General features: G+C 46.4%; 30 protein-coding genes and 1 riboswitch. Of the genes, 7 read left to right on the top strand and 23 right to left on the bottom strand.

The genetic code is table 11. From position 1 onward, the window contains the following. Window positions 1–7 precede the first annotated feature (7 nt). From M3197_RS00970 to M3197_RS00910, 13 genes are all read right to left on the bottom strand, one after another. Window positions 8–688, bottom strand: coding sequence for an alpha-ribazole-5-phosphate synthase (locus M3197_RS00970; RefSeq protein ID WP_251658149.1), 681 nt, complete (start codon window positions 686–688; stop codon window positions 8–10). Next, window positions 685–1,281 (bottom strand): cob(I)yrinic acid a,c-diamide adenosyltransferase, encoded by a 597-nt coding sequence (locus tag M3197_RS00965; RefSeq protein WP_251658148.1) that lies wholly within the window; start codon window positions 1,279–1,281, stop codon window positions 685–687. The genes M3197_RS00970 and M3197_RS00965 overlap by 4 nt, the downstream gene beginning before the upstream one ends. Before the next feature lie 14 nt (window positions 1,282–1,295). Then, window positions 1,296–1,688, bottom strand: a complete 393-nt coding sequence (locus M3197_RS00960; RefSeq protein ID WP_251658147.1) for a bifunctional adenosylcobinamide kinase/adenosylcobinamide-phosphate guanylyltransferase — start codon at window positions 1,686–1,688, stop codon at window positions 1,296–1,298. Further along, window positions 1,631–2,227 (bottom strand): histidine phosphatase family protein, encoded by a 597-nt coding sequence (locus M3197_RS00955; protein ID WP_251658146.1) that lies wholly within the window; start codon window positions 2,225–2,227, stop codon window positions 1,631–1,633. Before M3197_RS00955 ends, M3197_RS00960 begins: the two co-directional genes overlap by 58 nt. Beyond that, window positions 2,200–2,961, bottom strand: coding sequence for an adenosylcobinamide-GDP ribazoletransferase (gene cobS / locus M3197_RS00950; protein WP_251658145.1), 762 nt, complete (start codon window positions 2,959–2,961; stop codon window positions 2,200–2,202). The genes M3197_RS00955 and cobS overlap by 28 nt, the downstream gene beginning before the upstream one ends. Beyond that, window positions 2,958–3,794, bottom strand: a complete 837-nt coding sequence (locus M3197_RS00945) for a cobyric acid synthase (protein ID WP_251658144.1) — start codon at window positions 3,792–3,794, stop codon at window positions 2,958–2,960. The genes cobS and M3197_RS00945 overlap by 4 nt, the downstream gene beginning before the upstream one ends. Beyond that, a complete protein-coding gene (gene cobD / locus M3197_RS00940; RefSeq protein WP_251658143.1) occupies window positions 3,791–5,449 on the bottom strand; it encodes a threonine-phosphate decarboxylase CobD in 1,659 nt (552 codons plus the stop codon). Before cobD ends, M3197_RS00945 begins: the two co-directional genes overlap by 4 nt. Next, window positions 5,436–6,404 (bottom strand): adenosylcobinamide-phosphate synthase CbiB, encoded by a 969-nt coding sequence (gene cbiB, locus M3197_RS00935; RefSeq protein ID WP_251658142.1) that lies wholly within the window; start codon window positions 6,402–6,404, stop codon window positions 5,436–5,438. Before cbiB ends, cobD begins: the two co-directional genes overlap by 14 nt. Continuing rightward, window positions 6,392–7,861: an adenosylcobinamide amidohydrolase gene (locus tag M3197_RS00930; RefSeq protein ID WP_251658141.1), complete on the bottom strand. Its 1,470-nt coding sequence runs from the start codon at window positions 7,859–7,861 to the stop codon at window positions 6,392–6,394. The genes cbiB and M3197_RS00930 overlap by 13 nt, the downstream gene beginning before the upstream one ends. Beyond that, the gene (locus tag M3197_RS00925) at window positions 7,861–8,841 is read right to left on the bottom strand and encodes a FecCD family ABC transporter permease (protein ID WP_432813972.1); all 981 of its coding nucleotides are present in this window, start codon (window positions 8,839–8,841) and stop codon (window positions 7,861–7,863) included. The genes M3197_RS00930 and M3197_RS00925 overlap by 1 nt, the downstream gene beginning before the upstream one ends. Window positions 8,842–8,852: 11 nt before the next feature. Beyond that, window positions 8,853–9,860, bottom strand: coding sequence for an ABC transporter substrate-binding protein (locus M3197_RS00920; RefSeq protein ID WP_251658139.1), 1,008 nt, complete (start codon window positions 9,858–9,860; stop codon window positions 8,853–8,855). 120 nt (window positions 9,861–9,980) lie between these two features. Continuing rightward, window positions 9,981–10,164: riboswitch (cobalamin riboswitch) on the bottom strand. A 745-nt stretch (window positions 10,165–10,909) separates the two neighbouring features. Then, window positions 10,910–12,577, bottom strand: a complete 1,668-nt coding sequence (gene argS / locus M3197_RS00915; protein WP_251658138.1) for an arginine--tRNA ligase — start codon at window positions 12,575–12,577, stop codon at window positions 10,910–10,912. Continuing rightward, window positions 12,574–13,104, bottom strand: coding sequence for a YwiB family protein (locus M3197_RS00910; RefSeq protein WP_251658137.1), 531 nt, complete (start codon window positions 13,102–13,104; stop codon window positions 12,574–12,576). Before M3197_RS00910 ends, argS begins: the two co-directional genes overlap by 4 nt. Window positions 13,105–13,174: 70 nt before the next feature. On the opposite strand from M3197_RS00910, the gene M3197_RS00905 reads away from it, so the two are divergent. Further along, window positions 13,175–15,232, top strand: coding sequence for a transglycosylase domain-containing protein (locus M3197_RS00905; protein ID WP_251658136.1), 2,058 nt, complete (start codon window positions 13,175–13,177; stop codon window positions 15,230–15,232). Window positions 15,233–15,290: 58 nt separating this feature from the next. Next, complete coding sequence (locus M3197_RS00900; RefSeq protein ID WP_251658135.1) at window positions 15,291–15,503, top strand: hypothetical protein; 213 nt, start codon at window positions 15,291–15,293, stop codon at window positions 15,501–15,503. Between the two features lie 321 nt (window positions 15,504–15,824). On the opposite strand, the gene M3197_RS00895 is transcribed toward M3197_RS00900, so the two are convergent. Then, complete coding sequence (locus tag M3197_RS00895; RefSeq protein WP_251658134.1) at window positions 15,825–16,355, bottom strand: YwhD family protein; 531 nt, start codon at window positions 16,353–16,355, stop codon at window positions 15,825–15,827. 68 nt (window positions 16,356–16,423) lie between these two features. Between M3197_RS00895 and thmT the strand changes: the two genes are divergently transcribed. Then, on the top strand, window positions 16,424–16,609 hold the full coding sequence (gene thmT, locus M3197_RS00890; protein ID WP_025785549.1) for a 2-hydroxymuconate tautomerase: 186 nt from the start codon (window positions 16,424–16,426) through the stop codon (window positions 16,607–16,609). Between the two features lie 57 nt (window positions 16,610–16,666). On the opposite strand, the gene M3197_RS00885 is transcribed toward thmT, so the two are convergent. Further along, the gene (locus tag M3197_RS00885) at window positions 16,667–17,173 is read right to left on the bottom strand and encodes a YwgA family protein (protein ID WP_251658133.1); all 507 of its coding nucleotides are present in this window, start codon (window positions 17,171–17,173) and stop codon (window positions 16,667–16,669) included. 15 nt (window positions 17,174–17,188) lie between these two features. Beyond that, complete coding sequence (locus M3197_RS00880; RefSeq protein ID WP_251658132.1) at window positions 17,189–18,487, bottom strand: HD domain-containing protein; 1,299 nt, start codon at window positions 18,485–18,487, stop codon at window positions 17,189–17,191. Between the two features lie 174 nt (window positions 18,488–18,661). Here M3197_RS00880 and M3197_RS00875 point away from each other — a divergent pair, with 174 nt between their 5' ends. Further along, the gene (locus tag M3197_RS00875) at window positions 18,662–19,294 is read left to right on the top strand and encodes an RsfA family transcriptional regulator (RefSeq protein WP_251658131.1); all 633 of its coding nucleotides are present in this window, start codon (window positions 18,662–18,664) and stop codon (window positions 19,292–19,294) included. 27 nt (window positions 19,295–19,321) lie between these two features. On the opposite strand, the gene lipL is transcribed toward M3197_RS00875, so the two are convergent. After that, window positions 19,322–20,164: an octanoyl-[GcvH]:protein N-octanoyltransferase gene (gene lipL, locus M3197_RS00870; RefSeq protein ID WP_251658130.1), complete on the bottom strand. Its 843-nt coding sequence runs from the start codon at window positions 20,162–20,164 to the stop codon at window positions 19,322–19,324. 217 nt (window positions 20,165–20,381) lie between these two features. Between lipL and hemQ the strand changes: the two genes are divergently transcribed. Further along, on the top strand, window positions 20,382–21,134 hold the full coding sequence (gene hemQ / locus M3197_RS00865) for a hydrogen peroxide-dependent heme synthase (protein WP_251658129.1): 753 nt from the start codon (window positions 20,382–20,384) through the stop codon (window positions 21,132–21,134). Between the two features lie 652 nt (window positions 21,135–21,786). On the opposite strand, the gene M3197_RS00860 is transcribed toward hemQ, so the two are convergent. Further along, entirely contained in the window at window positions 21,787–22,740 is a 954-nt protein-coding gene (locus tag M3197_RS00860) for a nuclease-related domain-containing protein (RefSeq protein ID WP_251658128.1), read from the bottom strand. A 527-nt stretch (window positions 22,741–23,267) separates the two neighbouring features. Here M3197_RS00860 and M3197_RS00855 point away from each other — a divergent pair. Together M3197_RS00855 and gerQ are read left to right on the top strand one after the other, a co-directional pair. Continuing rightward, on the top strand, window positions 23,268–23,687 hold the full coding sequence (locus tag M3197_RS00855) for a cell wall hydrolase (RefSeq protein ID WP_251658127.1): 420 nt from the start codon (window positions 23,268–23,270) through the stop codon (window positions 23,685–23,687). An 18-nt stretch (window positions 23,688–23,705) separates the two neighbouring features. Further along, the gene (gerQ, locus tag M3197_RS00850; RefSeq protein WP_025785541.1) at window positions 23,706–24,086 is read left to right on the top strand and encodes a spore coat protein GerQ; all 381 of its coding nucleotides are present in this window, start codon (window positions 23,706–23,708) and stop codon (window positions 24,084–24,086) included. Between the two features lie 50 nt (window positions 24,087–24,136). On the opposite strand, the gene M3197_RS00845 is transcribed toward gerQ, so the two are convergent. Genes M3197_RS00845 through M3197_RS00825 form a run of 5 tightly spaced genes read right to left on the bottom strand, consistent with a single transcriptional unit; the run spans window position 24,137 to window position 26,547 of the window. Further along, window positions 24,137–24,517: a DUF423 domain-containing protein gene (locus M3197_RS00845; RefSeq protein ID WP_125102574.1), complete on the bottom strand. Its 381-nt coding sequence runs from the start codon at window positions 24,515–24,517 to the stop codon at window positions 24,137–24,139. A 30-nt stretch (window positions 24,518–24,547) separates the two neighbouring features. Then, window positions 24,548–24,868, bottom strand: a complete 321-nt coding sequence (locus M3197_RS00840; protein WP_251658126.1) for a YwdI family protein — start codon at window positions 24,866–24,868, stop codon at window positions 24,548–24,550. Then, the gene (locus tag M3197_RS00835; RefSeq protein WP_025785538.1) at window positions 24,865–25,041 is read right to left on the bottom strand and encodes a hypothetical protein; all 177 of its coding nucleotides are present in this window, start codon (window positions 25,039–25,041) and stop codon (window positions 24,865–24,867) included. The genes M3197_RS00840 and M3197_RS00835 overlap by 4 nt, the downstream gene beginning before the upstream one ends. Window positions 25,042–25,081: 40 nt before the next feature. Beyond that, a complete protein-coding gene (locus M3197_RS00830; RefSeq protein ID WP_251658125.1) occupies window positions 25,082–25,759 on the bottom strand; it encodes a uracil-DNA glycosylase in 678 nt (225 codons plus the stop codon). 5 nt (window positions 25,760–25,764) lie between these two features. Beyond that, window positions 25,765–26,547 carry a DUF4230 domain-containing protein gene (locus M3197_RS00825; RefSeq protein ID WP_251658124.1) on the bottom strand — a complete coding sequence of 261 codons (783 nt, stop codon included), beginning with the start codon at window positions 26,545–26,547 and terminating at the stop codon, window positions 25,765–25,767. Window positions 26,548–26,576: the final 29 nt, after the last annotated feature.

The raw sequence follows: 26,576 nt of genomic DNA, 5'->3' as shown, positions 1-26,576 counted from the left end.
CCTGAATTCATTCCAATGCATGCAACAACGGTCCAAAATATGTTTTTGCATCCGCTAGTCGATTCGGATCGATTTGCAGCAATACCACTGTCGCTGGGCCAGCGGAACATGTAAGGTCTAGTGGACTCATCAATTCGCGAGCCCGGTCCCCCGTCACTGCTCGCCATTCGACCAAAACTCCACCCGAACCAACGGGCCAAATCCGCTGGATGAGTCCATTGCGGCGTGCTTTATCAAGTGCGGCAAGTGAAGCGATTTCAGATTCCCTCGTGAGGACAGCTTCACCTACTAAAGGTGTTCCATATGTATACCAGGTTCCGTCTAACGCACTAGCCTCGAAAATCTGTTTCCCTATCAACGTTATCGCGACTGCGGATTGACGTAGCGACATATTCGTTTCGCTGCTGCCGCTGATTGGCGGTGCGGTTGTTCCGATTTCATCGAATACATCTCGAATTCCATCGCAATACCGGTCCCAACTCGTGTCACCGCTAAAATTATGTAGTAAGACCGCTTCCGGTTCCGCATTCGCCGCCCACTGTTCGAGCAGGGCGACGCGGGTTGCGAAACGCGCGGTAATCCGGTCTGGAACAGCTACGAGGTCACCCACTTTCTCGCCGATGCCCCCAGAATTATCTGTTGTGACAATCCAGTCACCAAGCTGAATCGCATTCCGGTATGTGGTCATTCGCTTGCGCTATCCTTTTTGTCTTTAGCTCCTGTACGGAATACTTTTGCACTGCGGACGTATTCATTATCCGAAACATTTGCCCGTTTGTTGACGATACGTGCTGCAACGAATAAGTAATCCGAGAGACGGTTCAAATAACGTTGGACTGTACTCGGTACGTCTTCCTCATTCTTCATAAGTGTCACAGTGATTCGTTCTGCGCGGCGGGTGACCGTTCTACAAATGTGAAGAGATGCAGCTGCGTGTGTTCCTCCTGGTAGGATGAATTTCTCGAGTGGAGGTGCCTCTTCCATGAGTTCGTCAATGCGTTGTTCAAGCACTTCGATTGGCTCATCTGATAATTTGTAATGGCGCTCTTTCATGACATTTGCAAGATCCCCCCCACCATCAAACAATTCGTTCTGAACCGCTTCTAGGTCGTCAAAAATATCTCTGCATGTTTCTAAATCCAGCTCCGCCATCGCTTTTCCGATGAATGAGTTCAGTTCATCGATTGTGCCATAGGCTTCAACGCGCAAACTGTCTTTGTCCACACGTCCTCCGATTAAACTCGTTTGACCTTTGTCCCCAGTTTTCGTATAGATTTTCATGAAAAGTCTCCCCTTTATTTCAATTTTTGTGGTAGACCATACCAAATTCGTGTGACTCCCTCTGCCACTCTCATTAAATGCTGATTCAGCCGACCGCAAGCATCGCGGAGTGCTCGTTCACGTGCATCCATTGGCACGATTCCTCGGCCAATGTCCGTAATGATGAGTGTTACGTTTTTTCCTAGTATAGCGTTGAGTAACTCATGAATGGCCTTTTCTTCATCGTCAAGTTGAGTAGCCATCCACTCTTCGACGTTGCATATAACAGCTGGTTGATGGTCAGGTAGTTCGTTCAAACTCGCCAATTCAAGCGGCGTTTCATCCCCAAACCACTTAGATTCTGCAGGCATCATTTCCCGGACGTATTTCCGTTTTCCGTTAGCTGATCCACCGATAACGATGTGCATCGTTGTCCCTCCTTCCACTGTTCCTCTGAATCCCAGTGAAACCGGTAGATTGCACCATGCGGGACGGCCCATGACCAGAATTCACGTTGTTCCGGACCAAAGCGTGCTAACAAGAGTCGAATGGGCCCGCCGTGTGTAATGAGTCGCGCACCTGATGGCAGTTGTTGAAACGCCTCAAGCACACGCGCTTCTACATATCTCAACGTTTCCCCTCCAGGAGGTGCAACCGTCGTCGAATTCTCCACCCAACTTCGGTAATGTACATTCTTTTCAAGCTGTGCATACGTTTTTCCTTCAAATTCACCAAAATTGCATTCCCGGAATCGTGCATCTGCTGAATAGGTCGCGTTCGGAAACAGCAATGCTGCAGTTTGTCGCGTTCGCAACAAATCACTCCCGTAAACGATGATACGCTCGACATCGAAAGGGCTTACAGCAACAGGAACAATGGGTTCGTCTGTCCACCCAATGTATTGCCGTTTGCCATTACCGACTGTTGGGAAATGACGGATTACAATGAGCTCAGCACTACGATCCATAAAACGACCTCCATTCCTTCAATGAATGCACCGCTTAAATCACCTGTGACGCCCCCAAAATTACGAACGGTCCACGATCGATATAGTAGGAGTGAAAGACCAATTACACTAGCGATGACGATCGGCAATACGGCTGTTTTTAAAACGATTCCGATAGCAAATAACCCCGCCACCATACACACAATCGTCCAACTGATAAGCGGACTGCGATTCAGTTTTTCAAGAAAAAAATACGCCATACCGCTTTCTTTTGCTGGTTGGGTTGTGACAAAGTAGATCACCATTGCACCTCGTGCAAAAAATGGAACAGCAACTAGGACGTACACACTCGCATGACTCATTGCGATTAGTTCCTGGAGTAACGCCAACTTTAAGAGGATGAATACGATTAGCCCAAGAGTACCAAATGCGCCGATTCGGGGGTCACCCAAAATTTCATGCCGTCGATTTTGATCACGATAAGAAAAATAAGCATCACTCGTATCCGCCACTCCGTCCAAATGCAATCCACCCGTTAAAGCAATTCCGACAACTAGCGTTAGAACACTTGCGAGAAGTGACCCAAATCCTAGCCAGTCACTTATAAGAATACTCGCAGTCGTTACAAGGCCAATCCATGCACCAACAAACGGCAACGTACCATACATCACCGTGATATGACGTCTTTCCATTGGCAGTTCTTTTCGAACCGGAATACTTGTGAAAAACTGAAGTGCTAGTAGAATTCCATTCATCGGCACGCCTCTTCTATTCCGATAATCCCTTTCAGCAATGGCCAGTCGATATGCTGACGGACGTGTTCAGACCATGCGTCATAAGGATCGACCCCAATCGGTGCTTGCGTTTTAAGTCGCGGGGCATCTTCTTCGGCGATTCCGTGATCGGGTTTGTATGGCAGCACTCCTAAAACAGGAACCTTTGTATACGATTCGATGAATTCAATACCTTCTAGAAATCCCTTGGGATCACCTTTGAATTTATTAATAACTATTGCCTTCACCCGATTTCGTTCGGATGGTTGTAGCAATTCGAGGGTACCGACGATCGACGCAAAAACACCACCACGATCGATATCCGCTACTAATACGACAGGAACGTCCGCCAGTTCAGCGACCCGCATATTCACGATGTCCCGCTCAAGTAAATTCATCTCCACGGGACTTCCTGCTCCTTCAATAACAACCGCTTCGAACGAATCATTCAAGGAACTAAGTGAACGTTCAATCGCTTGAATCGCATGCTCGTAATACACGTCCCGATACGCCATGCCACTAACAGGTTTAAGTTGTTCACCACAGAACGTCCCAGTCAGTGTTCCATCTGCTCCAGGCTGTAAGATGATCGGGTTCATGTCCGCACTTGGTTTTGTGCGAGCAGCTTCTGCTTGAATGAATTGTGCCCGGCTGATTGGTGTTCCATCTATTGCGCATTCCGTATAAGGGGATAAATTCTGGGATTTGAACGGCGTAACACGGATGCCATCATTAGCAAGCAACCGGCAAAACGCTGTGCAAATAAGGCTTTTCCCAACGTCTGAAGCGGTTCCCATGACCATAATTCCATTCATCGCTGCATCCCCCTTTGTTTATGAACAATCGGCAAACCACTGTCCATTTCAATTGCGGTATCCGCTTTCGCAACGATTGCTTGGTGCAACTTGCCGAGTGTATGAGTATACGTACGTGTGATTTCTTCTGTCTTTAGTGGTTCATCGAACACTTCATTTGAAACGATGACGAGTTGGTTCGTGAGATTTTGAATACCCTTGATTGTATCTAGCAACTTAGTAATCTTCTCATCCATGCACTCCGTCTTCAAAATACACGGTGACCCGGTTTCCCAGCCTTCATATGCTACGTTTCCTAGCCACGTTGTTACGCAGTCCCAGAGTACATGGTCGCCCTGTTGCAAACTAGGTAACACATCCTCAAGATGAGTTGGTTGTTCAATCGTCATCCAGCCATCATCAGCTCGGTCCGTTCGATGACGTGCAATCCTTTCCGACATTTCATCATCGGTTGCAGTACCGGATGCGATGTATATAAGCCGGCCACCAGTCTGTTTTGCACCCGTTCGAACAAGTTGTTCAGCGTAGGCGCTTTTTCCACTTCGAACCCCTCCACTAATGAACGTCAATGAGCCTTGTTTTTCATCAAAAAGAGATGCGAATGCATTGCGCAAAGTCTCCATGTCATTAGCGGCTTTCATACCGATTCGAAGCCAATTCCCATCAAGCCCTTTGAAGTTTTCAGTATGGCGGACGACGATCCCCTGCATGAGTAACCTTTTGAAAACATCTTGTGCCACTATATGTACAGGGGGCTTGAATAGAATGAAGTTCGCGACAGAGTGGATGACTTCGCAACCGCGTGCTGTTAAAAAGCTCGTCATCTTCAATCGTTCTTCCGTTGCTTGCAGAATTGCGCGCTCACGGTAGTCCTCTTGTTGCAGACAAATCGTCCCGAGCTGTGCCGCAATCGCGTTGATGTTCCAGTGAGGTGCACTTCGTTTGATAGCTTGAATTCGATCAGGATGTGCGATCGCATAGCCTAGTCGGATTCCCGGAATGGCGTACAATTTCGTCATCGAGCGGACGACAATTACATTCGGGTAGTTCTTGACTTGCGAAATGAATGACAAGTTTTCATCCACCCAATCAATGAATGCTTCATCCAAAATAACTTCGCAAGAAACCGTGGCCGCATGTTGAATGAGCGAGTCTAATTCAGTTCGGTTCGGCAAAACACCCGTCGGATTGTTAGGAGTGCATATGTATAGGACGTCCGCGGTTTCTACTGCGACTTTTAGTTCGTCAATTGGTAGCGCGAACCCGTTTTCTTCGCTCGCCTGGACATTTGTAATGCTCGCACCCGCTGAGGTTAATGTCGCTTCGTATTCCGAGAACGTCGGGTGAACGAGGACGGCTCGTTTCCCCTTGTATCGATTGGCGACAAGTGATAGAATTTCCGCCGCGCCATTGCCGAGAACGAGTTGAGAGACGTCTATTCCATGAAATTCTGCAACAGCTGTGCGGAATGGCTCGCCGTTTGGATCAGGATAGCGTGCAATCAGTGGAAGAAGTTCGTTCCATTTTGTTTGAATGGCTTCAGGCGGTCCTGCCGGATTGCAGTTTTCACTGAAATCGAGCACTTTCGATGGCTGTTTCAGATTCAGTGTTTCGTATAACTTGTGCGGGTTCGCACCATGGTTAGGCAATGGCATAGATAATCCCTCCGATGATGATGCCGAGCGCCCAAACGCCGTATGTTGCGCGTTTTAGTTGGACGAGTGTTTGGTTAATATGAATGGCTGCAAGTTTCTGCAAGTTCGGACCAAACTTTGGGCGTCGAGATGCGACACCTTTATATATATTTGTACCACCAAGTTGGACGCCAAGTTGCCAGGCGGTGGCTGCTTCCAAATAGCCACTGTTTGGACTCGGGTGCTTCTTTGCATCCGTTCGCCAGCCTTCGAATCGCTCGCGAAGTGGTATGCCTCCTTTATTCGGCGAAAGAATGACAATGAGAAAGCCTGTTATTCTCGCTGGAATGTAGTTCAATACGTCGTCTGCTCGTGCGGATGCCGTTCCGAATTCGCGATAGCGGTCGTCTTTGTAACCGACCATCGAGTCCAATGTATTCACTGCTTTGTACAACCACAACCCCGGAGCTCCAAGAATGAAGACGAAGAAAAGGGGCGCTGTGACGCCATCCGAGATGTTTTCAGAGACCGTTTCTACGACGCCTCGTGTGACCTCGGATTCGTTCAATTCATGCGTATCTCTTCCTACGATCCACGACAACTTTTTGCGGGCTTCTTTCATGTCCCCTGTTTCAAGTGGTTCCGCGACATCGAGCGCTGCGGTGCGCAAACTTTTTTGGGCGAGCCCGATTGCGATAAATATACTTTCAGTTGCAACACCGACTGCTGGATGCCACCAATAGGCTGCGACTGTAAAGATTGCAAAGAGTAGGAATGTCGGCACTACAACAAGAACTAGCAGGACAGCCCCTTTTGCAGTGCGTTTACTCCCTTTGTTCAGCAAGTTTGTAAGTTTCGTGATATACGTTCCGAGCCAACGGACAGGGTGTGGCCAGTTTGGGGGATCACCGATGAGTTGGTCCAGGAAGAATCCTAGTGAAACGGCGAGTAGATGCGCTAAAATCAGCCCTTCCATCCCTTCGCCTCCTTGTACGTCTGGATAGCGCGGATCGTGCATTCATAGACCCCAGTCCCGATCAATTTACCGAGTGGTGTGATGGGTCCTGCATAAGGGAGTTCTTGTCCTATTTGTGTTGCCGCAACGAGTAAACTATCCGTTGACGTTCCAGTTGCTTGAGTTCCAGTTAGTGGATCAAGCACCTTTTCCGTCTGAAGCGCACGTGTTTTCGCTTCGGTCGCGGTGATCATTGCTTGGATGAATGCCTCATCAGAAAGCCGACCGTTGACGATAATCCACGTGTTAATGGTGCCGACATGCGCTTCCCTTTCTCTGGCCATTGAGACGTCGACTGCATTTCCGACACCCGCTGTGACAGCGATGACGATGGAAACTCCTTCGTCTGCAAAGCTAGCAATTTCAACGTGTAGTGTTTGCACAGCTGTCATCATGCCGACTGTATCGGTCAGGTGATGGCCGCTTTTTTCGAGATAATCTTCCATTTCCTTTTTCACGTCATCGCACTCGTAATTCGCATCGACATGGCGATTGACGAACGTTGTGTACCAGCCAGTTCCTGGATTATGTACCGCGGATGAAACCGTTTTGAGTGAATGGGGTGCGTGAAATTGTACGCTATCTGCAGTAACAGTGAACTGGGTTTCATCCACAACAAGAGGCACTTCTACACTATCATTCATGGATGGTAACAACGTCATTTGTGGTTTCGGTAACTCCGGATGGGCTTGCGTTTTGACAGCCGCTTTGTAGACGGATTGAATAATCGGTTCCCGCACGACGTCTTGCGGCGAGCCGATTTTCGCGATTTCACCGTTTTCCATGAGCAATAATCGGTCGCAATAGAGCGCCGCTAAGTTGACGTCATGGAAGACGGAAACGACGGTTTTCCCTTCGTCAACTGCGAGACTCCGGACAGTGTCGAGCAATTGTTGTTGGTAGGCGATGTCAAGATGGTTCGTGGGTTCATCCAACAACAGTAGTGGAGCTTGTTGCGCTAAGGCTTGAGCGACAAAAACCCGCTGCTGTTCTCCACCTGATAACGATTCGATGAGGGTGTTTTCATAGCGCGTAACACCTGTACGTTCCATTGCATGGGTTACAGCTGCTTCGTCTTCAGTGGTCCACGAGGAGAACAATCCCGTTTGGTACGGGTAGCGCCCGAGTTCAACAGTTGCCTTGACAGTATGTGAAAACGCATGTGCGTGCATTTGTGGAAGGACTGCAACGTTGCGCGCAAATTCTTTAGGTGAGTAACTATCTGCATCTCTGTCCGCGATTTTAACGGATCCTGCTTGTTTCGGTAGGATGCCTGAAATCATTTTGAGAAGCGTCGATTTCCCACTGCCGTTCGGTCCGAGAATGCCAAGTATTTCTCCAGGCTGTACGTCGAACGACACGTTTTTCACAATTAGTTCTTTGCCATATCCACCAGTTAACCCTTGTACGTGCAACATCACGCAGTCCCCCCTTTCCGTTGTCGATAAAAGATAAATGCAAATACCGGTGCGCCAATGAATGCGGTGATGACGCCAACGGGTAGCTCTGTCGGCGAAATGATCGTGCGGGCAATGAGGTCACAGATGATGAGTAACGTTGCACCATTCATGAACGATAGTGTCAGTAGATGACGATGGTCCGATCCCCAAATTAGGCGTGTCATATGGGGTACGACGAGTCCGACGAAACCGATTGTCCCGGAAACAGATACAGCCGCACCCGTTAGGATCGAGCCCCCGATTAGGATGACGAGTTTTCGTCGTTTGACGTCCACGCCTAAGTGCTTCGCCCGGTCTTCTCCGAATAGCATCGCGTTTAGCTCTCTGCGGTTCATCCACAATAGGAGTGATCCAATGATGGTGAACGGAAGAATCATGTTGATGTAATTCCACCCTCGCATCGAGACGCTTCCGAGTAGCCAGCTAATAATTTGACGTAACTCTTCCCCTGTAAGCGCAATCATTAGTGATAGTACGGAGCCGAGGAATGAGCCGAAAATGATTCCAGTTAAAATGATGGTTTCCATGTTGAGACCGCGATCTACGAGTTTAGCGAAGCCGAGGACGACAAACATCGTAATTGCGGCACCCACCATACTGAAAACAGGGAGTGTGTAGAGACCAAGGAACGGAATGCTAATGCCAAAAAAGAGTGTCATCACAGCACCTACAGAGGCGCCGGATGACACTCCGAGGGTGTATGGATCTGCAAGCGGGTTTTTAAGTAACCCTTGAAATGCAGCACCAGCAATGGCAAGTGACGCACCGACGAGTCCAGCTAGGATGACGCGCGGCATTCTAATTTTCCATAAAATATTGGTCGCCGTCGTATCTGCTCCTTGGTTCCATAACGTGCTGATCGGCACGTGGACAGATCCAATAGATACACCGAGACCAACTGCCGTCAATAGGACGGCAGCTGAAACGATGTAGGCGATCAGTGGTTTTCTCACTTGAAGGCCTCCGGATAGACTGCTTTTGCGACTTCTTCAAGTCCTTCAGCAAGACGTGGACCTGTTCGGCTAGTTAAGTTTGAGTCGACTTGAACAACTTGGTCTTCTTTGACAGCTGTAATATCTGCGAACCCATCACGCTTTTTGACGCTGTTGATAACATTAGGCGTGTAATCATGCATGATGACCATGACGTCCGGATTTTGTTTAACGATATCTTCAGGGCTGATCATGATCCATCCTTCTTCTGTCACGACGTTTTCTGCGCCGATCTTGTCGAGGATTTCTTGCATGAATGTATTTTTACCAGGTACGTAGATTTCAGGAACGTCAGATGTTTCTACGATGACACGTTTAGGAGTTTTGATGTCGGCAGTTTTCGCAACGACTTCTTCCACTTTTGCTTTCATGTCTTCAACGACTTTTGCTGCTTCTTCTGGTTTACCAGTTGCTTCACCGATTGCTTCGATTGTGCTATACGTTTCGTCGAAGTTCATCGCATTTTTCACGATGTAAACGGGAATTCCAGCGTCGCGGATTTGTTGGTAGCCAGCTTCAGAACCAGGAAGTGACATTTCGTGACCGAATACCATTTCTGGATTCATTGAGATGATTTTTTCGATATTAAGGTTCATGTCACCGATTTTTTCTTTTTGTGTTGCGTCTTCCGGGAAGTCAGAATAGTCATCGACTGCAACGATTTCGTCGTCAAGTCCAAGTGCAAAGAGAATTTCCGTGTTGCTTGGAAGTGTAGAAATGATTGTTTCTGGTGCTTTTTCAAGTGTAATTTCTACCCCAGTAGCATCTTTTATGGTCATTGGGAAGGTAGCGACGTCGGCATCTTCACTTGCTTCTGAATCGGATCCGTTCTCTTTATCGGATTGCTCCGTTGTTGCTCCGTTGTTGTCCGTTCCTTTGTCTTTGTTGCCATCTGCTCCACCACAAGCGGTTAGAAGTAGGACAGCAAGTACGGCTGTAAGCCACAGTTGCCACATTTTTTTCATGAGTTGTTTTCCCCCTATTTTGTCCAAACAAAAATCCCCCATTATGTATATGGAGGATGAGCGCAGTGGAAATAAGGCGGACTTCGCCAAATTTCACCATGTCTATCCTCGTAGATCTCGGGTGATTACCGAAAAAAGGCAGGTCTCCTGGCTTGTGCATTGACGCTCATTTCACGCCTTCCCGATAGTTATCCGGTGGCAGTTGCGAGTAAGCTAGCACGTACAGTGGCGGGACCGCGCCGGATTGGAACCGGCTTCCCTTTTAACCTCAATTGCTCGAGGCACCTTTTTCGTGTTTGTTATGTAATTTGATACATTCCTATTATACAGAAGTGTCTGGAAATGTCGAGAGGGTGCTGGCGAATATTGTCATGATGTGTGGATGGTGGAAGTTTTGGGTTGTCCGACACTTATGGCGATTTGTCCTACACTCGCATTGTTTTCTCGGACACTTAGGCTAGTTTCTCGGACACATATGGGCATTTCTCCATCACTTAGCAAAGTTTCTCGATAACGGGACACAATTCAACCTAGTTTAAAGGCTTAATTGGGTGCGCTTCGCTTGTTTCTAATAGGCTATCCGTTTCTCCGTGAGGAAATTCGGCAAAATCTTTTGGCCGACACTTACGGGGATTTGTCCTACACTCGCAGGGGTTTCTCCGACACTCCGGCTGAGTTCTCCGACACATATGGGCATTTCTCCATCACTTAGAGGAGTTTCTCGATAACGGGACACAATTCAACCTCGTTTAAGGGATTCATTGGGTGCGCTTCGCTTGTTTTTAATGGGCTACCCGTTTCTCCGTGAGGAAATTCTGCAAAATCTTTTGTCCGACACTTACGGGGATTTGTCCTACACTTGCAGGGGTTTCTCCGACACTCCGGCTGAGTTCTCCGACACATATGGGTATTTCTCCATCACTTAGCAAAGTTTCTCGATAACGGGACACAATTCAACCTAGTTTAAAGGCTTAATTGGGTGCGCTTCGCTTGTTTTTGATCACACAAAAAAGCCCTCCACAATCTAATGGAGGGCTTGAAGTAATAAATTACATACGTTCTGGTGCTGCAACGCCAACTAGTTTCAAAGCATTGGCAATCGTTGTACGAGCTGCTGTGATCAGCGCTAGGCGTGCTTCAGATAGCTCACGATTCTCATCATCCAACACTTTTTCCGCATTGTAGAAACTATGGAATGTGGATGCAAGTTCTTGAATGTATGTCGTGATGCGGTGCGGTGCGCGAAGGCGCGCTGCGTCGCTGACGAGTTGTGGGAAGTCCCCGATTTTTTTGATCAAATCAATTTCCTTTTCGGCTTTCAACAACGATACGTTGGCAACAGATGCGGATACGCCTTTTTCTTCAGCTGCACGTAAAATTGAAGAAATTCGGGCGTGTGCATATTGTGCGTAATACACTGGGTTTTCATTGGATTTAGAAACGGCTAGATCCAAGTCGAAGTCCATTTGTGCATCACCTGAACGCATTGCGAAGAAGTACCGTGCTGCGTCTAAGCCGACCAATTCAACAAGTTCACGAAGTGTAACGGCTTTGCCAGTACGTTTACTCATCTTGAACTTCTCGCCATCTTTGTAGAGCTGCACCATTTGCGCAACTTCCACTTCTAACGTATCGCGGTCATAACCAAGTGCTTGAATCGCCGCTTTCATACGTGGAATGTAGCCGTGGTGGTCTGCACCCCAGATATTGATGAGCTTATCAAATCCACGATTCAATTTGTCTTCGTGGTAGGCAATATCTGGCATCAAATACGTATACGAGCCATCATTCTTAATGAGTACTCGGTCTTTGTCGTCACCAAACTCAGTCGAACGGAACCATGTCGCACCTTCTTCTTCAAAGACGTGACCATTTTCACGTAGCTTGTTCAGCGCTACGTCGATTTTGCCGTCTTTGTATAGGGATGTCTCTGAGAACCAGACGTCAAATGGTACACGGAAGTCCGCTAAGTCTTGTTGCAATTTGCCGAGTTCGATCTTCAAGCCGTATTCACGGAAGAATGCATAACGCTCTTCATCAGACATATGAACAAATTTGTCGCCATTTTCTTCAACAAGTTTCTTAGCAATTTCAATGATATCCGGACCTTGATAACCGTCTTCCGGCATTTTTTTCTCAAGTCCAAGTTCTTCAAAGTAGCGTGCTTCTACTGAATACGCCAAGTTTTCAACTTGTTTACCTGCATCGTTAATGTAGTATTCGCGGGATACGTCGTAGCCTGCAAAGTCGAGAATGTTGCAAAGGGAATCTCCGAGTGAGGCACCACGAGCATGTCCTAAGTGTAAATCCCCAGTTGGGTTGGCGGAAACAAACTCGACCTGGATTTTTTCATTTTTGCCCGAGTCGTTACGACCGTATGTCGCGGATTGGTCGATAACTGTTTTTACAACGTCATCTAAGTAATCCTTTTTCAAAATAATGTTCATGAATCCTGGACCTGCAATGTCGATCGATTCGATGGATGTACCCGTTTTATCCAATTTCTCAAGAATTGCTTCGGCAATCGCGCGCGGAGGCTTTTTTGCTAATTTAGTGAGCTGCATGGCAATGTTTGTTGCGTAATCGCCATTTTCTTTACTCTTTGGGGTTTCCAGCTTGATGGCTGGTACTTCCGTCTCTTCTACTAAACCTGTCGCCAGAACTGCGTTATGCAAGGCGATCTTAACTTCGTGCTGAATTTGTTCTACTGCATTCATAGTGTTCCCTCCGCATAGTGAATAGTTAGTTGGTAACTGCCGAGCAAGGATTGTTCTGAGTGCATGTCGTAATGCACATGGAACTCGCCTGCTTTTTGTTCAGATTTAATGAAAAGTGCTTTTGTTACTACAATCAAGTCCATCGCGAGTGGTCCATTGGCGTAGGTTCCCACGCGCTTGTCGTTCAATTTAAATGGGAGTCTCATCCGGATGGCGCCTGTCCGCATAACGATTGCGTCTTCTGGGTCCAACTTAATCATCGTTTTTATGAGTTCACGATTCTGCTCTTCTTCATAGCGCAAGTATCGACTGCCTGCTTTTTCAACGATAGTTCCTTCTATTTCGAGCTCATATTTATCGGTTTCCTGTCCGGGATGTTGGATTGCCGACTTTAGCTTAATCTTCACCGGCATCGCCGAATTTTGCGTTCCCATCCACTCACCGCCTTTAATTTCATATATCTCTCTATTATAGCCTTCCAACTGTCCTTTTTTCAATCTTTGCTTGACGAGATGCGTTTTTTCCAAGTCTTCCGTTTAATTTGCGTCGACCTTTCGCATACTACTCTCAAACAAGTGTCTAGAAGGATGGGATGAGATGCGGCGAACGGACTATGTAAAAAAGAATAAGCGTAGAGCACGGTACCGTTTCGCCGGGCTAGTCGCAATTACTGCTGCAACCGCACTGTTCACAGTGCTTGTCTGCCTGAGAGTGTATGCACAAATTGCCGGCGCGCCTTCATTAAGCGTTCCTGAAGCATCTGTTTTTATGGACCGTAATGATAAGGAAATCGGTGATCGTTTTTCAGGAGAGCGTCGTTACTGGGTCGCTATTGACGAGATGTCCCCTTCCCTTGTTGACGCGTTCATTGCAGTAGAGGATAAAAACTTCTATAAGCATAACGGGTTTGACTACAAACGGATTGGCGGCGCAGTGCTGAAAGACGTGAAGGCTCGTCGAAAAGTAGAAGGTGCAAGTACGATTACGCAACAGTATGCGCGGAATTTGTATTTATCTAACGAAAAGTCATGGACCCGCAAGGCAAACGAAGCGCTCTACGCGTATCGGATGGAGTTGTTTTACGATAAAGAAAAGATTTTAGAAGGCTACTTGAATACAGTCTATTTTGGGCATGGAATGTATGGTGTAGAAGCGGCAAGTCGGTATTTCTTTGCGAAATCAGCGAGTGAACTGACGTTGGAAGAAGCCGCCACGATTGCAGCAATTCCGAAAGGTCCTTCGATTTATTCCCCGGTAGCAAATTTAGAAAAATCTACAGATCGAAGAAAAATTGTTTTGCGATTAATGGAAGAACAAGGGTTCATATCCTCCGAGCAAAAAGATCGAGCTGCAGACCAGACCCTAGCGCTTAAAGCCGAAGATTGGACAAGTTCTAAAGATGTCGCCCCCTATTTTTTGAATGAGGTGTGGCAAGAGGCAGAAAAAATCTTGACCGACAAAGGACGGTACCCTGCTGAAGGCGGATGGACCATTAAGACGACACTTGACCTGAAGCATCAGAAGACCGCTGAAGAGGTTATTGCGGACAGGATGCCTGAAAATGAGTTGCAGATCGGATTCGTTGCGATGAAACCCGAGACAGGTGAAGTGACGGCAATGGTTGGTGGCCGGAGTTTTGCCGGTAGCCCCTATAACCGGGTGACCCAGGCGAAGCGGCAACCAGGCTCTGCGATGAAACCCATTTTGTATGCGGCTGCATTGGAAGATGGGTTTAGTCCCCTTACGTATATTTCGACAGAGCGAACAATTTTCACTTATGATGACGGTCGTTCTTCGTATGAACCGAGCAACGTGAACGGCAAGTTCGGGGATCATCCGATTTCGCTCGCTCAGGCGGTTGCGGTGTCGGACAACATTTACGCCGTGAAAACGCTGGAAGAGGTCGGATACAAAAAGTACAATGCAATGGCGAAAAACCTAGGAATCAATGTGAAGTTTCCGGAATCTCCTGCGGTAGCACTCGGGACGTCTTCTGTGACGCTATTTGAAATGACGGGTGCGTATAATCGAATCGCCTCTGGCGGAAAGAAAGTGAAACCCGTGATGATTTTATCCATTGAAGATTCTCGTGGAAAACTTGTATACGAGCATCCTGAACAAACGAAAAAGCGGGCAATGACAGAGCAGAATGCGTTTGTGTTGACGCATTTAATGACCGGCATGTTTGACCCTGTATTCAATGACTATTTAACTTCTACAGGAATTTCAATGCGAGCGAAGCAATCTCGTCCTTATGCCGCTAAGTCAGGAACGACGATATCCGATCAATATTTGATTGGTTATTCACCAACGCTGACTGCGGGTATATGGACAGGCTATGACATCGGGAAACAGTTAGAAAATGCAATCGATAAATCTGTGTCGAAGCAGATTTGGATTGAGTTTATGGAAGGTGCTCATGAAGGATTGCTTTCTGAACCCTTTCTTCCTCCCAAGGGCGTGAAGGGCGTGACTGTAGACATCGAAACGGGCGGATTGGCGGTTGAAGGGTGCAGTAAGCAGCGGCTTGTTTATATGAAAGAGAAGGATGTCCCGAAGCAACTCTGCACAGATAAAACGTTGCGAGAGTCACGGATGACCGGTTCCAAGAAAGAGAAGGAATTCGAGTTGTTCCCATTTTCGTTTTTTGAGTGATGTTGGAATGAGAGAGGATCCTTTTTGAACGAGCGGGTTACCCGGGGAAACGAGCGGGTTGCACTCGGGAACGGGCGGGTTTCCCGCGCTAACGAGCGGGTCGCACGTGGGAACGAGCGGGTGGATCATGGAAACGGGCGGGTTCCTCGCGGGAACGAGCGGGTCGCACGTGGTAACGAGCGGGTGGATCGCGAAAACGAGCGGGTTGCACTCGGTAACGAGCGGGTCGCTCGCGGGAACGAGCGGGTCGCTCGCGAAAACGAGCGGGTGACTCGCGGGAACGAGCGGGTCGCCCTCTGATACGAGGGGGGGCGTACGTGGAACGAGCGGATTGGTTCCCCGAGACGTGCCCATACGCAATTGATTAAGCTTAGCATGAGCCGCTAGAACGCTTCACGCCTTTTCAATAGAAAAAACTTCCTGTTCACAACGAAAAAAGCTTCCTGCCTGTTGGGTCTAACGGGCGGGAAGCTTTTTTGTCGGGCGAACCCGAGTGTCCTAGCTTAGCAATTGCAAGCTAACTTTAGTTTACTTCGTTTTGTCGTGACATTCAACTACCGATTGTTGATTTTTAGTGATTTTTCGACCTATTTCATAAATGCGGGGTGGATTTACTGAGATCGATGTGCAGTTTCGGTTCACTGTTGTTCCACATATCTACATTGTGCGTTTTAAGGAAGTCAGCTAAAACTTTTTTGGACTTTTCATCCATTTTGTCGACGATAATGCGGCGCTTCATCGATTTATCCATCAAATTCACGTGATCTGCGAGCACCTTATATCCACGACGTTTTTCGCGGTTGACAATCATTTCACAAGACGTAACTCCCGCATAATACGGTCCGTTTTCATTGAAATCAATCGTGACCCAGACGAGCCAGTAGAGCTTGCCGCCTTCAGAGTCTTCTCGATTTGTTGTGAACTTGATCCCCCGCTCAATATCGCTTTTCGCATGCATTGCGCCAATTTCGATGGAAGCGAGTTCTTCTTGTGTGTCAACCATGACGGGTGTGATGTTTTCCAACGATAGCGATCCGATGCCAAATCCTTTATGGCCATCGGTCGGGTCGTTCTTTATAATTGTGAATCCTAACTTTTGTTTCGGTTTTTGTTCGTCTGCCATTTCCGCAAACCCCTTTCTATCTGTTAGTATATCTACTATACCGAAATTCATGGGAAGGTGGAAATTGTATGCCGTATGTAACTGTAAAGATGTTGGAAGGCCGTACGGAAGAACAAAAGCGTGCCATGGTAGAAAAAGTGACGGAAGCGGTTATGGAAACAGCCAATGCACCACGGGAAAACATTGTGGTATTCATCGAAGAAATGCCGAAGAATCATTATGCGGTTGGTGGAAAACGTTTGAGTGACCAATAAAAAAAGCCGGATGTAGCAAGGAATTCCCTTACGCATCCGGTTTTTTAGTGGAATGAATTATGCGGCAGCACAGGCTGACATTTCTGCGATAAATGCAAATGCAGCGTCGATTTCTTCATCAGAGAAATTTAATTTATTCTTGACGATACGGACTTTTTCGATTTGCTCTGTACGCTCTAAATGATCGAAATATAACAATGTGGAGACGAGTTCCAAGAAGCGTGAACTCTGGTCATTCAACTTGCTGATGCATGGCGCAAGGGAGGCTACTGGAGCGTCTCCCGTTTCTGAAAACTTAAGTCCGTCTTCAGTTACCTGGTAGGTGTATTGGACGTATGACCCTTTGTCTGTGCACGTTTCATCTAAAAACCCCATTTCGCACAGCTCTTCGACGCGCAACGTCAGCTCCTCTGAATAGGGGCCGTACATGTGCAATTCGTATTTTTCTACGAAGGAAAACTCCATCTTTTTCAATATGTAGACCATCTTCTGTAATTTCTTTCTTCCATTGACTTCATCCGCCAGAGAAATCATCTGAACGATTTTCGCGTGTTCCGCAAGCATTGCGCACGCTCCTTTCTAGCCTCTTACTAGCTGTAAAATTTCCTTATAGAGAGGATTGTCCTCTTGCCCTGCTTCGAGTAAATCTTCAGGGAAATAAATTTTGTGGTCCGTACGCCGTTTGCCGGAAATGGCGTCGACGATATCGGATGACCGTGACAGTTCGCTCAACTCCCCATTTGGAAGTTGTAAGTAGATCGGAACGCGTTCGTTTTCTTCTCCTGGGCGATAAAAATCATATGGCAAATCGGAAGAAGAGTCCGTAACTAAATAATATTCGGGATCAATGCCCGCTTCTTTGAACAATGAATCAAGTTGACCAATTTTGCGATATTCTTTCGCAGGATCGAACTCGGCATATTGAAATAACTTACGATTAATAAATCGACGACATAAGTCAGATAGAATTGGGTCTTGCTCTTTCATCCAAAGCTGAAAATATGTAAATAAGACACCTTCATCCAACGAGATATAGTCTTCGAGTGTAATGGTTTTATTAAAAAAAGAACGAAATGGTAAGGGATCTTGTTTGAACGAGTAGCCATCCTTATATAGCGCTTTTGCGCGATGCAAAATCTTAATGAGAATCACTTCTGCACTCCGGGAAACGGGATGGAAATAGACTTGCCAGTACATTTGGTAGCGACTCATGATGTAATCTTCGACAGCGTGCATGCCGCTTGACTTAATGACAACTTGTTCTTCTGCAGGACGCATGACGCGCAAAATTCGCTCCATATCGAAGTGTCCATATTGAACGCCCGTGTAATAGGCGTCCCGCTGCAAGTAATCCATACGGTCTGCATCGATTTGGCTAGATATCAAACTGATGACAAGCTTGTCCTTGTACGTTTTACCGACCACATCGGCTACACGTTGCGGGAACTCTGGACTGACGCGGCTTAACACTGCATTCACTTCCGTATCCCCTAACAAAATTGCTTGTGTAAACTTTTCATGATCCAAATCGAATACTTTCTCGAACGCATGTGAAAACGGTCCATGGCCGAGGTCATGCAGGAGTGCTGCGCAAAGCGCGACCAGCCGTTCATCCTCATTCCACTCGGGACGTCCTCCGAATCCGCTATCGATGATGCGACGGACAATTTCATAGACGCCGAGCGAGTGTTGGAATCGACTATGCTCCGCTCCATGAAAGACGAGATATGTTGTGCCAAGCTGCCGAATTCTGCGCAGCCGCTGAAATTCTCGAGTGCCAATGACATCCCAGATGACGCGATCTCTCACGTGAATATAGCGGTGTACCGGGTCTTTAAACACCTTTTCTTCTGCCAGTTTCTCATGCTCGTACGACATATCGCACCTCCGTTCAACGTTTATCTAGTATACCAAAAATCAGCAAGTTCGACAGCTGCAAATGGCACATTCGAAAAAAGATGAAAGTATCAATCTTTTGTTCTGTATAAATTTCTCGCGTGCTGTCCATGCTGTCAGTAGAAAGAGAGAACGAATTATTAGGAGGCATTGGAGATGGTTAAAATTAGACAAGATGCATGGTTGGAAGAAAACGATACGTTATTGGCAGAGACGGTACTACGACACGTGCGAGAAGGCAGCACTCAGTTAAGTGCATTTGAAGAAGTCGGAGATGCTTTAAACCGAACTGCAGCAGCATGTGGATTTCGTTGGAATGCTGTGGTAAGACAAGACTACGAGAAAGAATTGGCACAAGCGAAGAAAGAACGGAAGCAAGCATTGCGAGTACTTGGTACAGACTTCAAACGTCGTGCGACCCCTCTTTACTCGGTTCAAACGAATGAAGAAGACCAACGCGCAGTATCTGTTCCGCTTTCTGCCCTTTCTATGGATACGGTGATTGCATTCTTAATACGCATGCACCACTCAGGTGGTATCAATAATGATGCTTTGCGTTGGCAACAAACCGCAAAAACTGCTCAAACCCGCGTTAATGAGCTTGAAAACATGGTGGAGCGTCTGAAAAAAGATAATAAATCAATTCGCGATGACTATGAGCAATTTGTTGAAATTATGAACCGAGCGCGTCGTCTCGTTACATTGAACGAGGAAGACGAGCATACCGCTCCCTCTTTCAAAATGGAGCAAAACGGAAATTTAATCTCGAAAGAACCCCCTATTCATTAAAATAGGCGGTTCTTTTTTATATTTTCGTTAACCTCTAGCAATCATTTTGGCGTTCCGTTCGACGACACGATTCAAGTAAAACGTGTAGAGTTCCATTTCCTCGTCACGGAAACCGCCAGACTGGACGTTTTCTGCAAGCACGTTCAACTGGTGTTGAATTCGCAAGTTGACATCTTGAACAGTGAGCGGTTGGTCAAGTAATTCGGATAACGATGCCATTGTTTCTGGTTGAATGTTAGGATAGGAAAATTTCGTCGTCTCTCCTCCAACCCCAGTTTCATATAACCTCTTGACGAGTGTTGCCCGCTCACTACCACTGCCTTCAATACATAGATAGACTTGGACGGCGACGCCTTGTCGTAATCGACGCTGGGAGATTCCTGCGAACTTCTTCCCATCGATGCTAAGATCATAGCTACCTGGACAATACGATCCTACAATTTCATAGGCTTGGATCCTGTCACCTGTTTCCGGGAATAACATGCGGATAAATTCAAGCATGACATCGTACCCTACTGAGATATCGATTGAACCACTTTGTTCAGATAATACGATGGAAATGTTGAGCACTCCACTATCGAGGACGACCGCAAGTCCACCTGAATTTCGGACGATGGTTTTATATCCTGCCTCGTGGATGGCTGGTAATGCACGTTCTAGATGTGGGAGTCGATGATCCTGAACACCTAGAACAATTGTATGATCGTGTACCCATGTACGGACGGTTGGCGCACTTTGTAGTTGCCCGACTAGCTGGCAAAGTGTATCGTCTGCTGCGAATGATTCTAATGCAGATCGACTTTTAGCTGATAGGGATTCATCTATATAACGCCATGTCGGTATGGATAAATAGGATTCAATTGCTGTCATAAGTAGACTCCTGTATGTGAAAGTTTTAGTTTGATTATCCTCAGTCTACACCACAATTCATCCCTCTTCCACTCGAAGTGTAGTGTCGAATTCATGACATCCAGTGTCCTGGCTGAATTGAGGTTGCCCATTATGGTACACTGAGAAAAGAACGGCTGCCTCGGAGTTTTTCTCCGTCCACCCGTACGAATCTCAATTTAAAGGAGTTCGATTTCTCATGATTGAAGCAGCACAAACGCTGGATGGCTGGTATGTATTACACGACTTCCGTACTATGGACTGGACCTCTTGGAAACTCATTTCCAAAGAAGAGCGCCAGCACGCGGTTGACGAGTTCGTTGCGTTTCTAGACAAGTTGAACGTAGCAGATGAAAACAAAACAGGCAGCCATGCATTTTATACAATCGTCGGTCAAAAAGCCGATTTCATGCTCATGACGTTGCGCCCAACTATGGACGAATTGCAACAGCTTGAAGCTGAATTCAATAAACTCACGATCGCAGACTTTACTCTTCCTGCGTATTCGTACGTATCCGTAGTGGAACTCTCTAACTACTTAGCTGGCGGAGATTCTGATGAAGATCCATACCAGAATCCATACGTTCGCGGACGTTTGTATCCTGAACTTCCACGCAGCCAATACGTCTGCTTCTACCCAATGGACAAGAAGCGCGAAGGCGACGTCAACTGGTACATGCTTGACATGGATGTCCGTAAAGAAATGATGCGCAGCCACGGCTTGATTGGTCGCAGCTACGCTGGCAAAGTGAAGCAAATCATCTCCGGTTCTGTCGGTTTCGACGACCATGAGTGGGGTGTTACGCTATTCGCGGACGATGTGCTTCAGTTCAAGAAATTAATCTATGAAATGCGTTTTGACGAAGTGAGCGCGCGCTACAGCGAGTTCGGCGAGTTCTTCGTGGGAACCATTTTACAAGATGACACACGCGCTGATTTCTTCACGGTGTGAAGGTAGATTAGCATGTGAGCCGCCCTTGGGGAATTCCCGGGGCGTTTTTTTATAGGGGTGGGTAGTTTTCTGGGGATTATGAGTATTTTTTTGCGGGTTATGATCACTTTTCGCGATTTATGAGCACTTTCCAGAAGTTATGATCACTTTCCGCGATTTATGAGCACTTCCCAGAAGTTATGATCACTTTCAGCGATTTATGAGCACTTCCCAGAAGTTATGATCACTTTTCGCGATTTATGAGCACTTTCCAGTAGTTATGATCACTTTCAGCGATTTATGAGCACTTCCGAGAAGTTATGATCACTTTCAGCGATTTATGAGCACTTCCCAGGGGTTATGATCACTTTTCGCGATTTATGAGCACTTTCCAGTAGTTATGATCACTTTCCGCGATTTATGAGCACTTCCCAGAAGTTATGATCACTTTCCGCGATTTATGAGCACTTCCCAGAAGTTATGATCACTTTCCGCGATTTATGAGCACTTTCCAGAAGTTATGATCACTTTCCACGATTTATGAGCACTTCTCTAAATCTCTCCCCTCCCAAACACTCCAACCATGACATACACACATTTTCATTCATGGAAATTCCTAAATACATCACAAAAAACGCTTCGCAAGGCGAAGCGCAGCCAATCTATCTTAGTTTTACTTGGCAAGTGTATACGTGGTGGCTTTACGAGTTCCGACTTTTTGAAGAAGGGGGCTGGACAATAGCCGTTTTGCTGTATGGCGACATGTCAAACCTGTAAACCCACAAAACTCCCTGTTCGTCAGCGACTTTCCAACGAGCATGAAATACTCTTCGATTGCCTGTTCATAAGGTACCTTACTTTTATGTCCACATAGTGGACAACTCCATACGTCCCCTTCACGCAGGACTACATGTTCATTCGGGCAATTACGGCAAAGAACCCCATTATTCAATTCAGTAGGATGAAGTCCATACCTCGCGATTAGCGGGAATGGATCGAAATCTTGGTGATATTTTAAGAAGGTATGCGCAAGTTTTTGGATATCTTGCTTGGATAATGTGGAAGACTCGAGAGGTAATTCTCTAAAAAAAGCAGGCGCTTCGTAATTCGGTAGGATCGGTATAGTTGGTGGCTCTTCGATGAGGATTTCGTTGTTGTGCGCAAATGTGATGAGGCCAGTTACTGGTATTTGGATATCAAAGTCGTTCAACCAGTTGTTCAAAAAGTGAATTTTACGCTCTACTTCTGCAACTGGATTTCTAAATACAGCACGAGTACCAGTTTGCGACTCTTTTAGAAATTGTGTCGGATTCGCTTTGACTATGATTTTATCTGCAATATTCTTGACTTCAGTAATAATGATTCTATCTGGTGCAATAAATAAAGAATCGATTTGAAATTGCACACCATTTTGCTGAAGACTGAGGTCATGCAAGATCGCATGGGGAAAATCAGTATGGACTTCTTTCATGCAGCGGTCGTATTCTTGCTCGCCTCCATATCCTGCACGCACTTTGTATAATTCGTCTTTGATAAATCGGTACTTTTCATGTGTGGAAGATAATCTGCTTGCGAGTGATTGAAGTCCCTCTAACTGCTTCGGTTTTGTTCGTTGTTTATAGAGCATGGACATCCTTCCTTTCTATTTCATTGAGTGTAGCTTTTTCCCAGACTGATTGGAATAGCTTATGCCAAGTTAACATTTTGAGCTGTTCTTGAGGGCTAAACTTGAAGTTTAGTGACCCTTTTCTTTACTTAAAAACACTCTTTCTTCCAAAGGGTAGCGCTTGAACCATTGTAAGGTCTTGATTTGTTGGCGCTTCGCTTATTTTTAGTAATGTCGTACGGAATAGGGCCAGTTTCTGAGAATTGGCTGATTTTTTTTGAGGATTTCTATTGATTTCCGAACAATTCTGCAGAGTTTATGATCACTTTCCAATGTTTATGATCACTTCCCGCGCTTTATGAGCGCTTTCCAGAGTTTATGATCACTTCTCTCACTTTATGAGCACTTTCCAGAAGTTATGATCACTTCCCTCACTTTATGAGCACTTTCCCAAATTTTATGAGTAACTCAACAAATTACGAGTACTTCGTAATGCTTGGTATGTTTCCGCCACTCCGTTCATAGGATACCTGTGAGGGGGTTATCGTGTGGCGGTGATTAAGACGACGGATAAGCATATCGATTTGCTGGCGCGCTTGATGCGTGCGGAAGCCGAAGGCGAAGGCCAGCTCGGGATGCTCATGGTCGGTAATGTTGGTGTAAACCGGGTTCTTGCGGACTGCCTGGATTTCACAAATATTCGCGACCTGGAGGATATGGTATTCCAGCGACCCGGTGGCTTTGAAGCAACGACGAAAGGTTACTTTTATCAACGCGCCCGTGAGGTAGATCGCAAATTGGCACGGCGTGCGGTGCAAGGTGAACGGTTCTCGCCTGCAGAACGGTCTCTCTGGTTTTTCATGCCCGCAGGAGATTGCCCAGAGCAATGGTACGGTCAATACAATACGGGCCGATACAAATCACATTGTTTCTTCTCGCCAACCGCACAAGATTGCCCAAGAGTTTAACTTTGAAAGGATGATGATTTGGTTCAATATCAATGGACACCTAACTATCAGCAACCGCAATATCAGTATCCCCAACAACCGCAACAGCAACAAAACGTACCACCGCAAGTCACCATTCCGAGCGGACGTCCGCCAGCGGGCGCATTTCGTGAAGAATCATACATTGAGAATATTTTACGGCTAAACCGAGGAAAGGTTGGAACGTTCCACTTTTCATTCGAAAATGCAATGGAGGCTGGTACGAATGTAAAAGCTGTCACCGGTATGGTGGAAGCAGCTGGTCGTGATCATGTGATTCTATCTGAACAAGGGACTGGAAAACGGTTCCTCTTCCCGATGATTTACTTTGATTATGCGGAATTCAACGAAGAACTCAATTACTTCCCACAGCGTCCATAACAAAAAACACCTGCGCCCCTCTAATCGAGGATGCAGGTGTTTTCATTTCATTAATTTCCAAACTTCGAAGCTGCAACAATAAGCATAATCCAACCAGCAATGAATGCGACACCACCAATAGGTGTAATTGCACCAAGGATGCCGATTCCCGACAAGCTCAATACATACAGGCTACCTGAGAAAATAATAATTCCAGCTAACAGGAGATATCCTGCCCATGATAATGCAGTAGATGATCCGAAAAGTGCTGGACTCATCAAAATTCCGATTGCGAGTAATGCGATCGCATGAAACATTTGATAGTGGACCGCTTTCTCCCAAACGTCTAAGTAATGTGCAGATAATCTGTCAGCTAATGCGTGCGCGCCAAAAGCTCCGAGCGCAACAGCAATTGCACCGTTTACTGCACCTGCGATAATGAAAAATGGCATGTTGTCTTCCCTCTTTCCAAATAATTTACATCAAAAGTCAAACAGCGAACCGCCATTTGCATCTTCTTCCTCTAAAACTTTACCTTCAAGACTAGATTGCACTGGAGAGGAGTTTATCTTTTTAATGGACGACATATCAATTGGAGAAGCCCCTTCCCCTCCATTACTAGCAGACAAAAACTTCAAATTACCTTCTGTGGTTGGCAACTGCGCTGTCTTCTCTCCAAGTATTAAACCGCATAGCGACTGCATCGCTGCAATCGATTCGCGCATCGCTGCTTCATCCGACGTCGTTTTCGCATTTGTCAGTTGTCGTTGTAATTCTTCTAGTACACGGTTTGTGGAAATCATGCGCCACCGCTTCCTTTCTTCGGTTCAAACTTCATGCATTCCATCCCTGAAGAGCGCAGTACAACTGCAGAGGGCAGCTCGCGCGTTTTAAACCCATACGCTTTGCAACCGCGTGGATGCTTCGGATCCCACGTGACGTAGAAATGACAGCATTGAAAGCAATTCACAGCCATAACAACGGCCGCCTCCCTTCACTAGCATTCAACTTAATTCTTACTGATCTGTCTTGCACCAATCAATCTCAGTTTCTCCCCAGGAAGCAAGCTGTTCGTTCGTTTTCGAAAACGGACGTGACCCGAAGAATCCTCGATTGGCACTAAGTGGACTTGGATGCACTGACTCAATGGTAACATGCTTTGTCAAATCGATGAGTCGCTTTTTCTCTTGTGCCGGACGCCCCCAGAGAATAAAAACAATTGGCTCGTCGCGATCAGACAGCTTCCGGATTACCTCATCCGTGAACGTCTCCCATCCTTGCTTACGATGAGAATGGGCTTTTCCCTCGCGTACAGTCAATACGGTGTTCAACAAAAGTACGCCTTGCTGCGCCCATCCTAGCAAGGAGCCCGATTCAGGAACAGAACAGCCAATATCACTAGCAAGCTCTTTAAATATGTTGCGCAAACTCGGTGGTTTTTTAACACCCGGTTGAACCGAGAAACTTAAGCCATGTGCTTGTCCTTTCCCATGGTAGGGATCTTGTCCCAAAATGACCACTTTCACCGATTCATATGGGGTATGTCTAAATGCGTTCCATATCGTATCCATTTCAGGATAGACGTTTTGTTCTGTATATTCCTTCTTCAAAAACTCACGCAACTGCGCGTAGGACGAGGTGTCAAAAGTGTCTTCAAGCACTGCATCCCATTGACTTTCGAAATGTGGTTTCACTACACTCACTCCTCAAACTGAATCGTCACGTCATATCCCGCCAGTGAAAACATTTCACGTAGCGTCTGTTCTGCATTTTTCTCAGCAGTTTCCAACACGCCTTGTCCAGCGCTCTCTTCACGAATCAATTTCTTCGCTTCTTCAGCAAGTTCATACGCTTCTGTGATGTCGGCTTTCTCTCGGAATACGCCTTCAAACGAGTACACTTCAACTTGGTCAAAGAAAATTTCAGCCCCTCCAAGGAATTCAGGTTTCGGCAACGTGAGTGTTGCGGTTTTTTTGGCCTCATTGATATCCATGTCTTTCTTGCTCACTGTTGATAAATCCACACCTGCCTTGATAGCGCCTGGTATTACTACAAGCAGTTGGCGTTTCGTACCTGGGAGGTTGAGTCCGATACTCTGGCCGAACAGCTGGTTGTCTTGACGCTCAATGATGACTTTTGTATAGGCTTCTGCAGTTGCCATTTCATTCAAGTCTTGAATTTGCTCTAGAAAGCTTGTTTTTTGTTCAGTGTATGTGCTTCCTTGCTTCAATAAATAGAAAGCAATAAACGGCAGAGAAGCAATGAGTAGAATCGCGATTAGCGCGATAATGAGAAACGATTTACGCCATAGCGAGAAAAATAGCGTAAGAATGTGCCATAGACTTCGGCGCCTCTTTTTCGGTCGTGCAAACGCTTCATCCACCGTAACTGCACTTTCTTTGTCCGATGCTTTTATCTCTTTCAGTAACTTCTCGATTTCTTCCAGTTTCCGCTCGTCATTCGAGTTGTTATCGTTCTTCATGTCAGTCCTCCTTTTCAAAAGCGATTCTA

The organism is Sporosarcina aquimarina (assembly GCF_023715615.1).
In the GTDB taxonomy this organism is placed as follows: domain Bacteria; phylum Bacillota; class Bacilli; order Bacillales_A; family Planococcaceae; genus Sporosarcina; species Sporosarcina aquimarina_A.
This window is presented reverse-complemented; position numbering and strand designations above follow the sequence as displayed.

What these genes read in the sequence shown, in the direction of transcription:
- M3197_RS00970 (WP_251658149.1), bottom strand. Translation starts at nt 688, where the DNA reads ATGACCACATACCGGAATGCGATTCAGCTTGGTGACTGGATTGTCACA.
- M3197_RS00965 (WP_251658148.1), bottom strand. Translation starts at nt 1,281, where the DNA reads ATGAAAATCTATACGAAAACTGGGGACAAAGGTCAAACGAGTTTAATC.
- M3197_RS00960 (WP_251658147.1), bottom strand. Translation starts at nt 1,688, where the DNA reads ATGCACATCGTTATCGGTGGATCAGCTAACGGAAAACGGAAATACGTC.
- M3197_RS00955 (WP_251658146.1), bottom strand. Translation starts at nt 2,227, where the DNA reads ATGGATCGTAGTGCTGAGCTCATTGTAATCCGTCATTTCCCAACAGTC.
- cobS (WP_251658145.1), bottom strand. Translation starts at nt 2,961, where the DNA reads ATGAATGGAATTCTACTAGCACTTCAGTTTTTCACAAGTATTCCGGTT.
- M3197_RS00945 (WP_251658144.1), bottom strand. Translation starts at nt 3,794, where the DNA reads ATGAATGGAATTATGGTCATGGGAACCGCTTCAGACGTTGGGAAAAGC.
- cobD (WP_251658143.1), bottom strand. Translation starts at nt 5,449, where the DNA reads ATGCCATTGCCTAACCATGGTGCGAACCCGCACAAGTTATACGAAACA.
- cbiB (WP_251658142.1), bottom strand. Translation starts at nt 6,404, where the DNA reads ATGGAAGGGCTGATTTTAGCGCATCTACTCGCCGTTTCACTAGGATTC.
- M3197_RS00930 (WP_251658141.1), bottom strand. Translation starts at nt 7,861, where the DNA reads ATGTTGCACGTACAAGGGTTAACTGGTGGATATGGCAAAGAACTAATT.
- M3197_RS00920 (WP_251658139.1), bottom strand. Translation starts at nt 9,860, where the DNA reads ATGAAAAAAATGTGGCAACTGTGGCTTACAGCCGTACTTGCTGTCCTA.
- argS (WP_251658138.1), bottom strand. Translation starts at nt 12,577, where the DNA reads ATGAATGCAGTAGAACAAATTCAGCACGAAGTTAAGATCGCCTTGCAT.
- M3197_RS00905 (WP_251658136.1), top strand. Translation starts at nt 13,175, where the DNA reads ATGCGGCGAACGGACTATGTAAAAAAGAATAAGCGTAGAGCACGGTAC.
- M3197_RS00895 (WP_251658134.1), bottom strand. Translation starts at nt 16,355, where the DNA reads ATGGCAGACGAACAAAAACCGAAACAAAAGTTAGGATTCACAATTATA.
- thmT (WP_025785549.1), top strand. Translation starts at nt 16,424, where the DNA reads ATGCCGTATGTAACTGTAAAGATGTTGGAAGGCCGTACGGAAGAACAA.
- M3197_RS00885 (WP_251658133.1), bottom strand. Translation starts at nt 17,173, where the DNA reads ATGCTTGCGGAACACGCGAAAATCGTTCAGATGATTTCTCTGGCGGAT.
- M3197_RS00880 (WP_251658132.1), bottom strand. Translation starts at nt 18,487, where the DNA reads ATGTCGTACGAGCATGAGAAACTGGCAGAAGAAAAGGTGTTTAAAGAC.
- M3197_RS00875 (WP_251658131.1), top strand. Translation starts at nt 18,662, where the DNA reads ATGGTTAAAATTAGACAAGATGCATGGTTGGAAGAAAACGATACGTTA.
- lipL (WP_251658130.1), bottom strand. Translation starts at nt 20,164, where the DNA reads ATGACAGCAATTGAATCCTATTTATCCATACCGACATGGCGTTATATA.
- hemQ (WP_251658129.1), top strand. Translation starts at nt 20,382, where the DNA reads ATGATTGAAGCAGCACAAACGCTGGATGGCTGGTATGTATTACACGAC.
- M3197_RS00860 (WP_251658128.1), bottom strand. Translation starts at nt 22,740, where the DNA reads ATGCTCTATAAACAACGAACAAAACCGAAGCAGTTAGAGGGACTTCAA.
- M3197_RS00845 (WP_125102574.1), bottom strand. Translation starts at nt 24,517, where the DNA reads ATGCCATTTTTCATTATCGCAGGTGCAGTAAACGGTGCAATTGCTGTT.
- M3197_RS00840 (WP_251658126.1), bottom strand. Translation starts at nt 24,868, where the DNA reads ATGATTTCCACAAACCGTGTACTAGAAGAATTACAACGACAACTGACA.
- M3197_RS00835 (WP_025785538.1), bottom strand. Translation starts at nt 25,041, where the DNA reads ATGGCTGTGAATTGCTTTCAATGCTGTCATTTCTACGTCACGTGGGAT.
- M3197_RS00825 (WP_251658124.1), bottom strand. Translation starts at nt 26,547, where the DNA reads ATGAAGAACGATAACAACTCGAATGACGAGCGGAAACTGGAAGAAATC.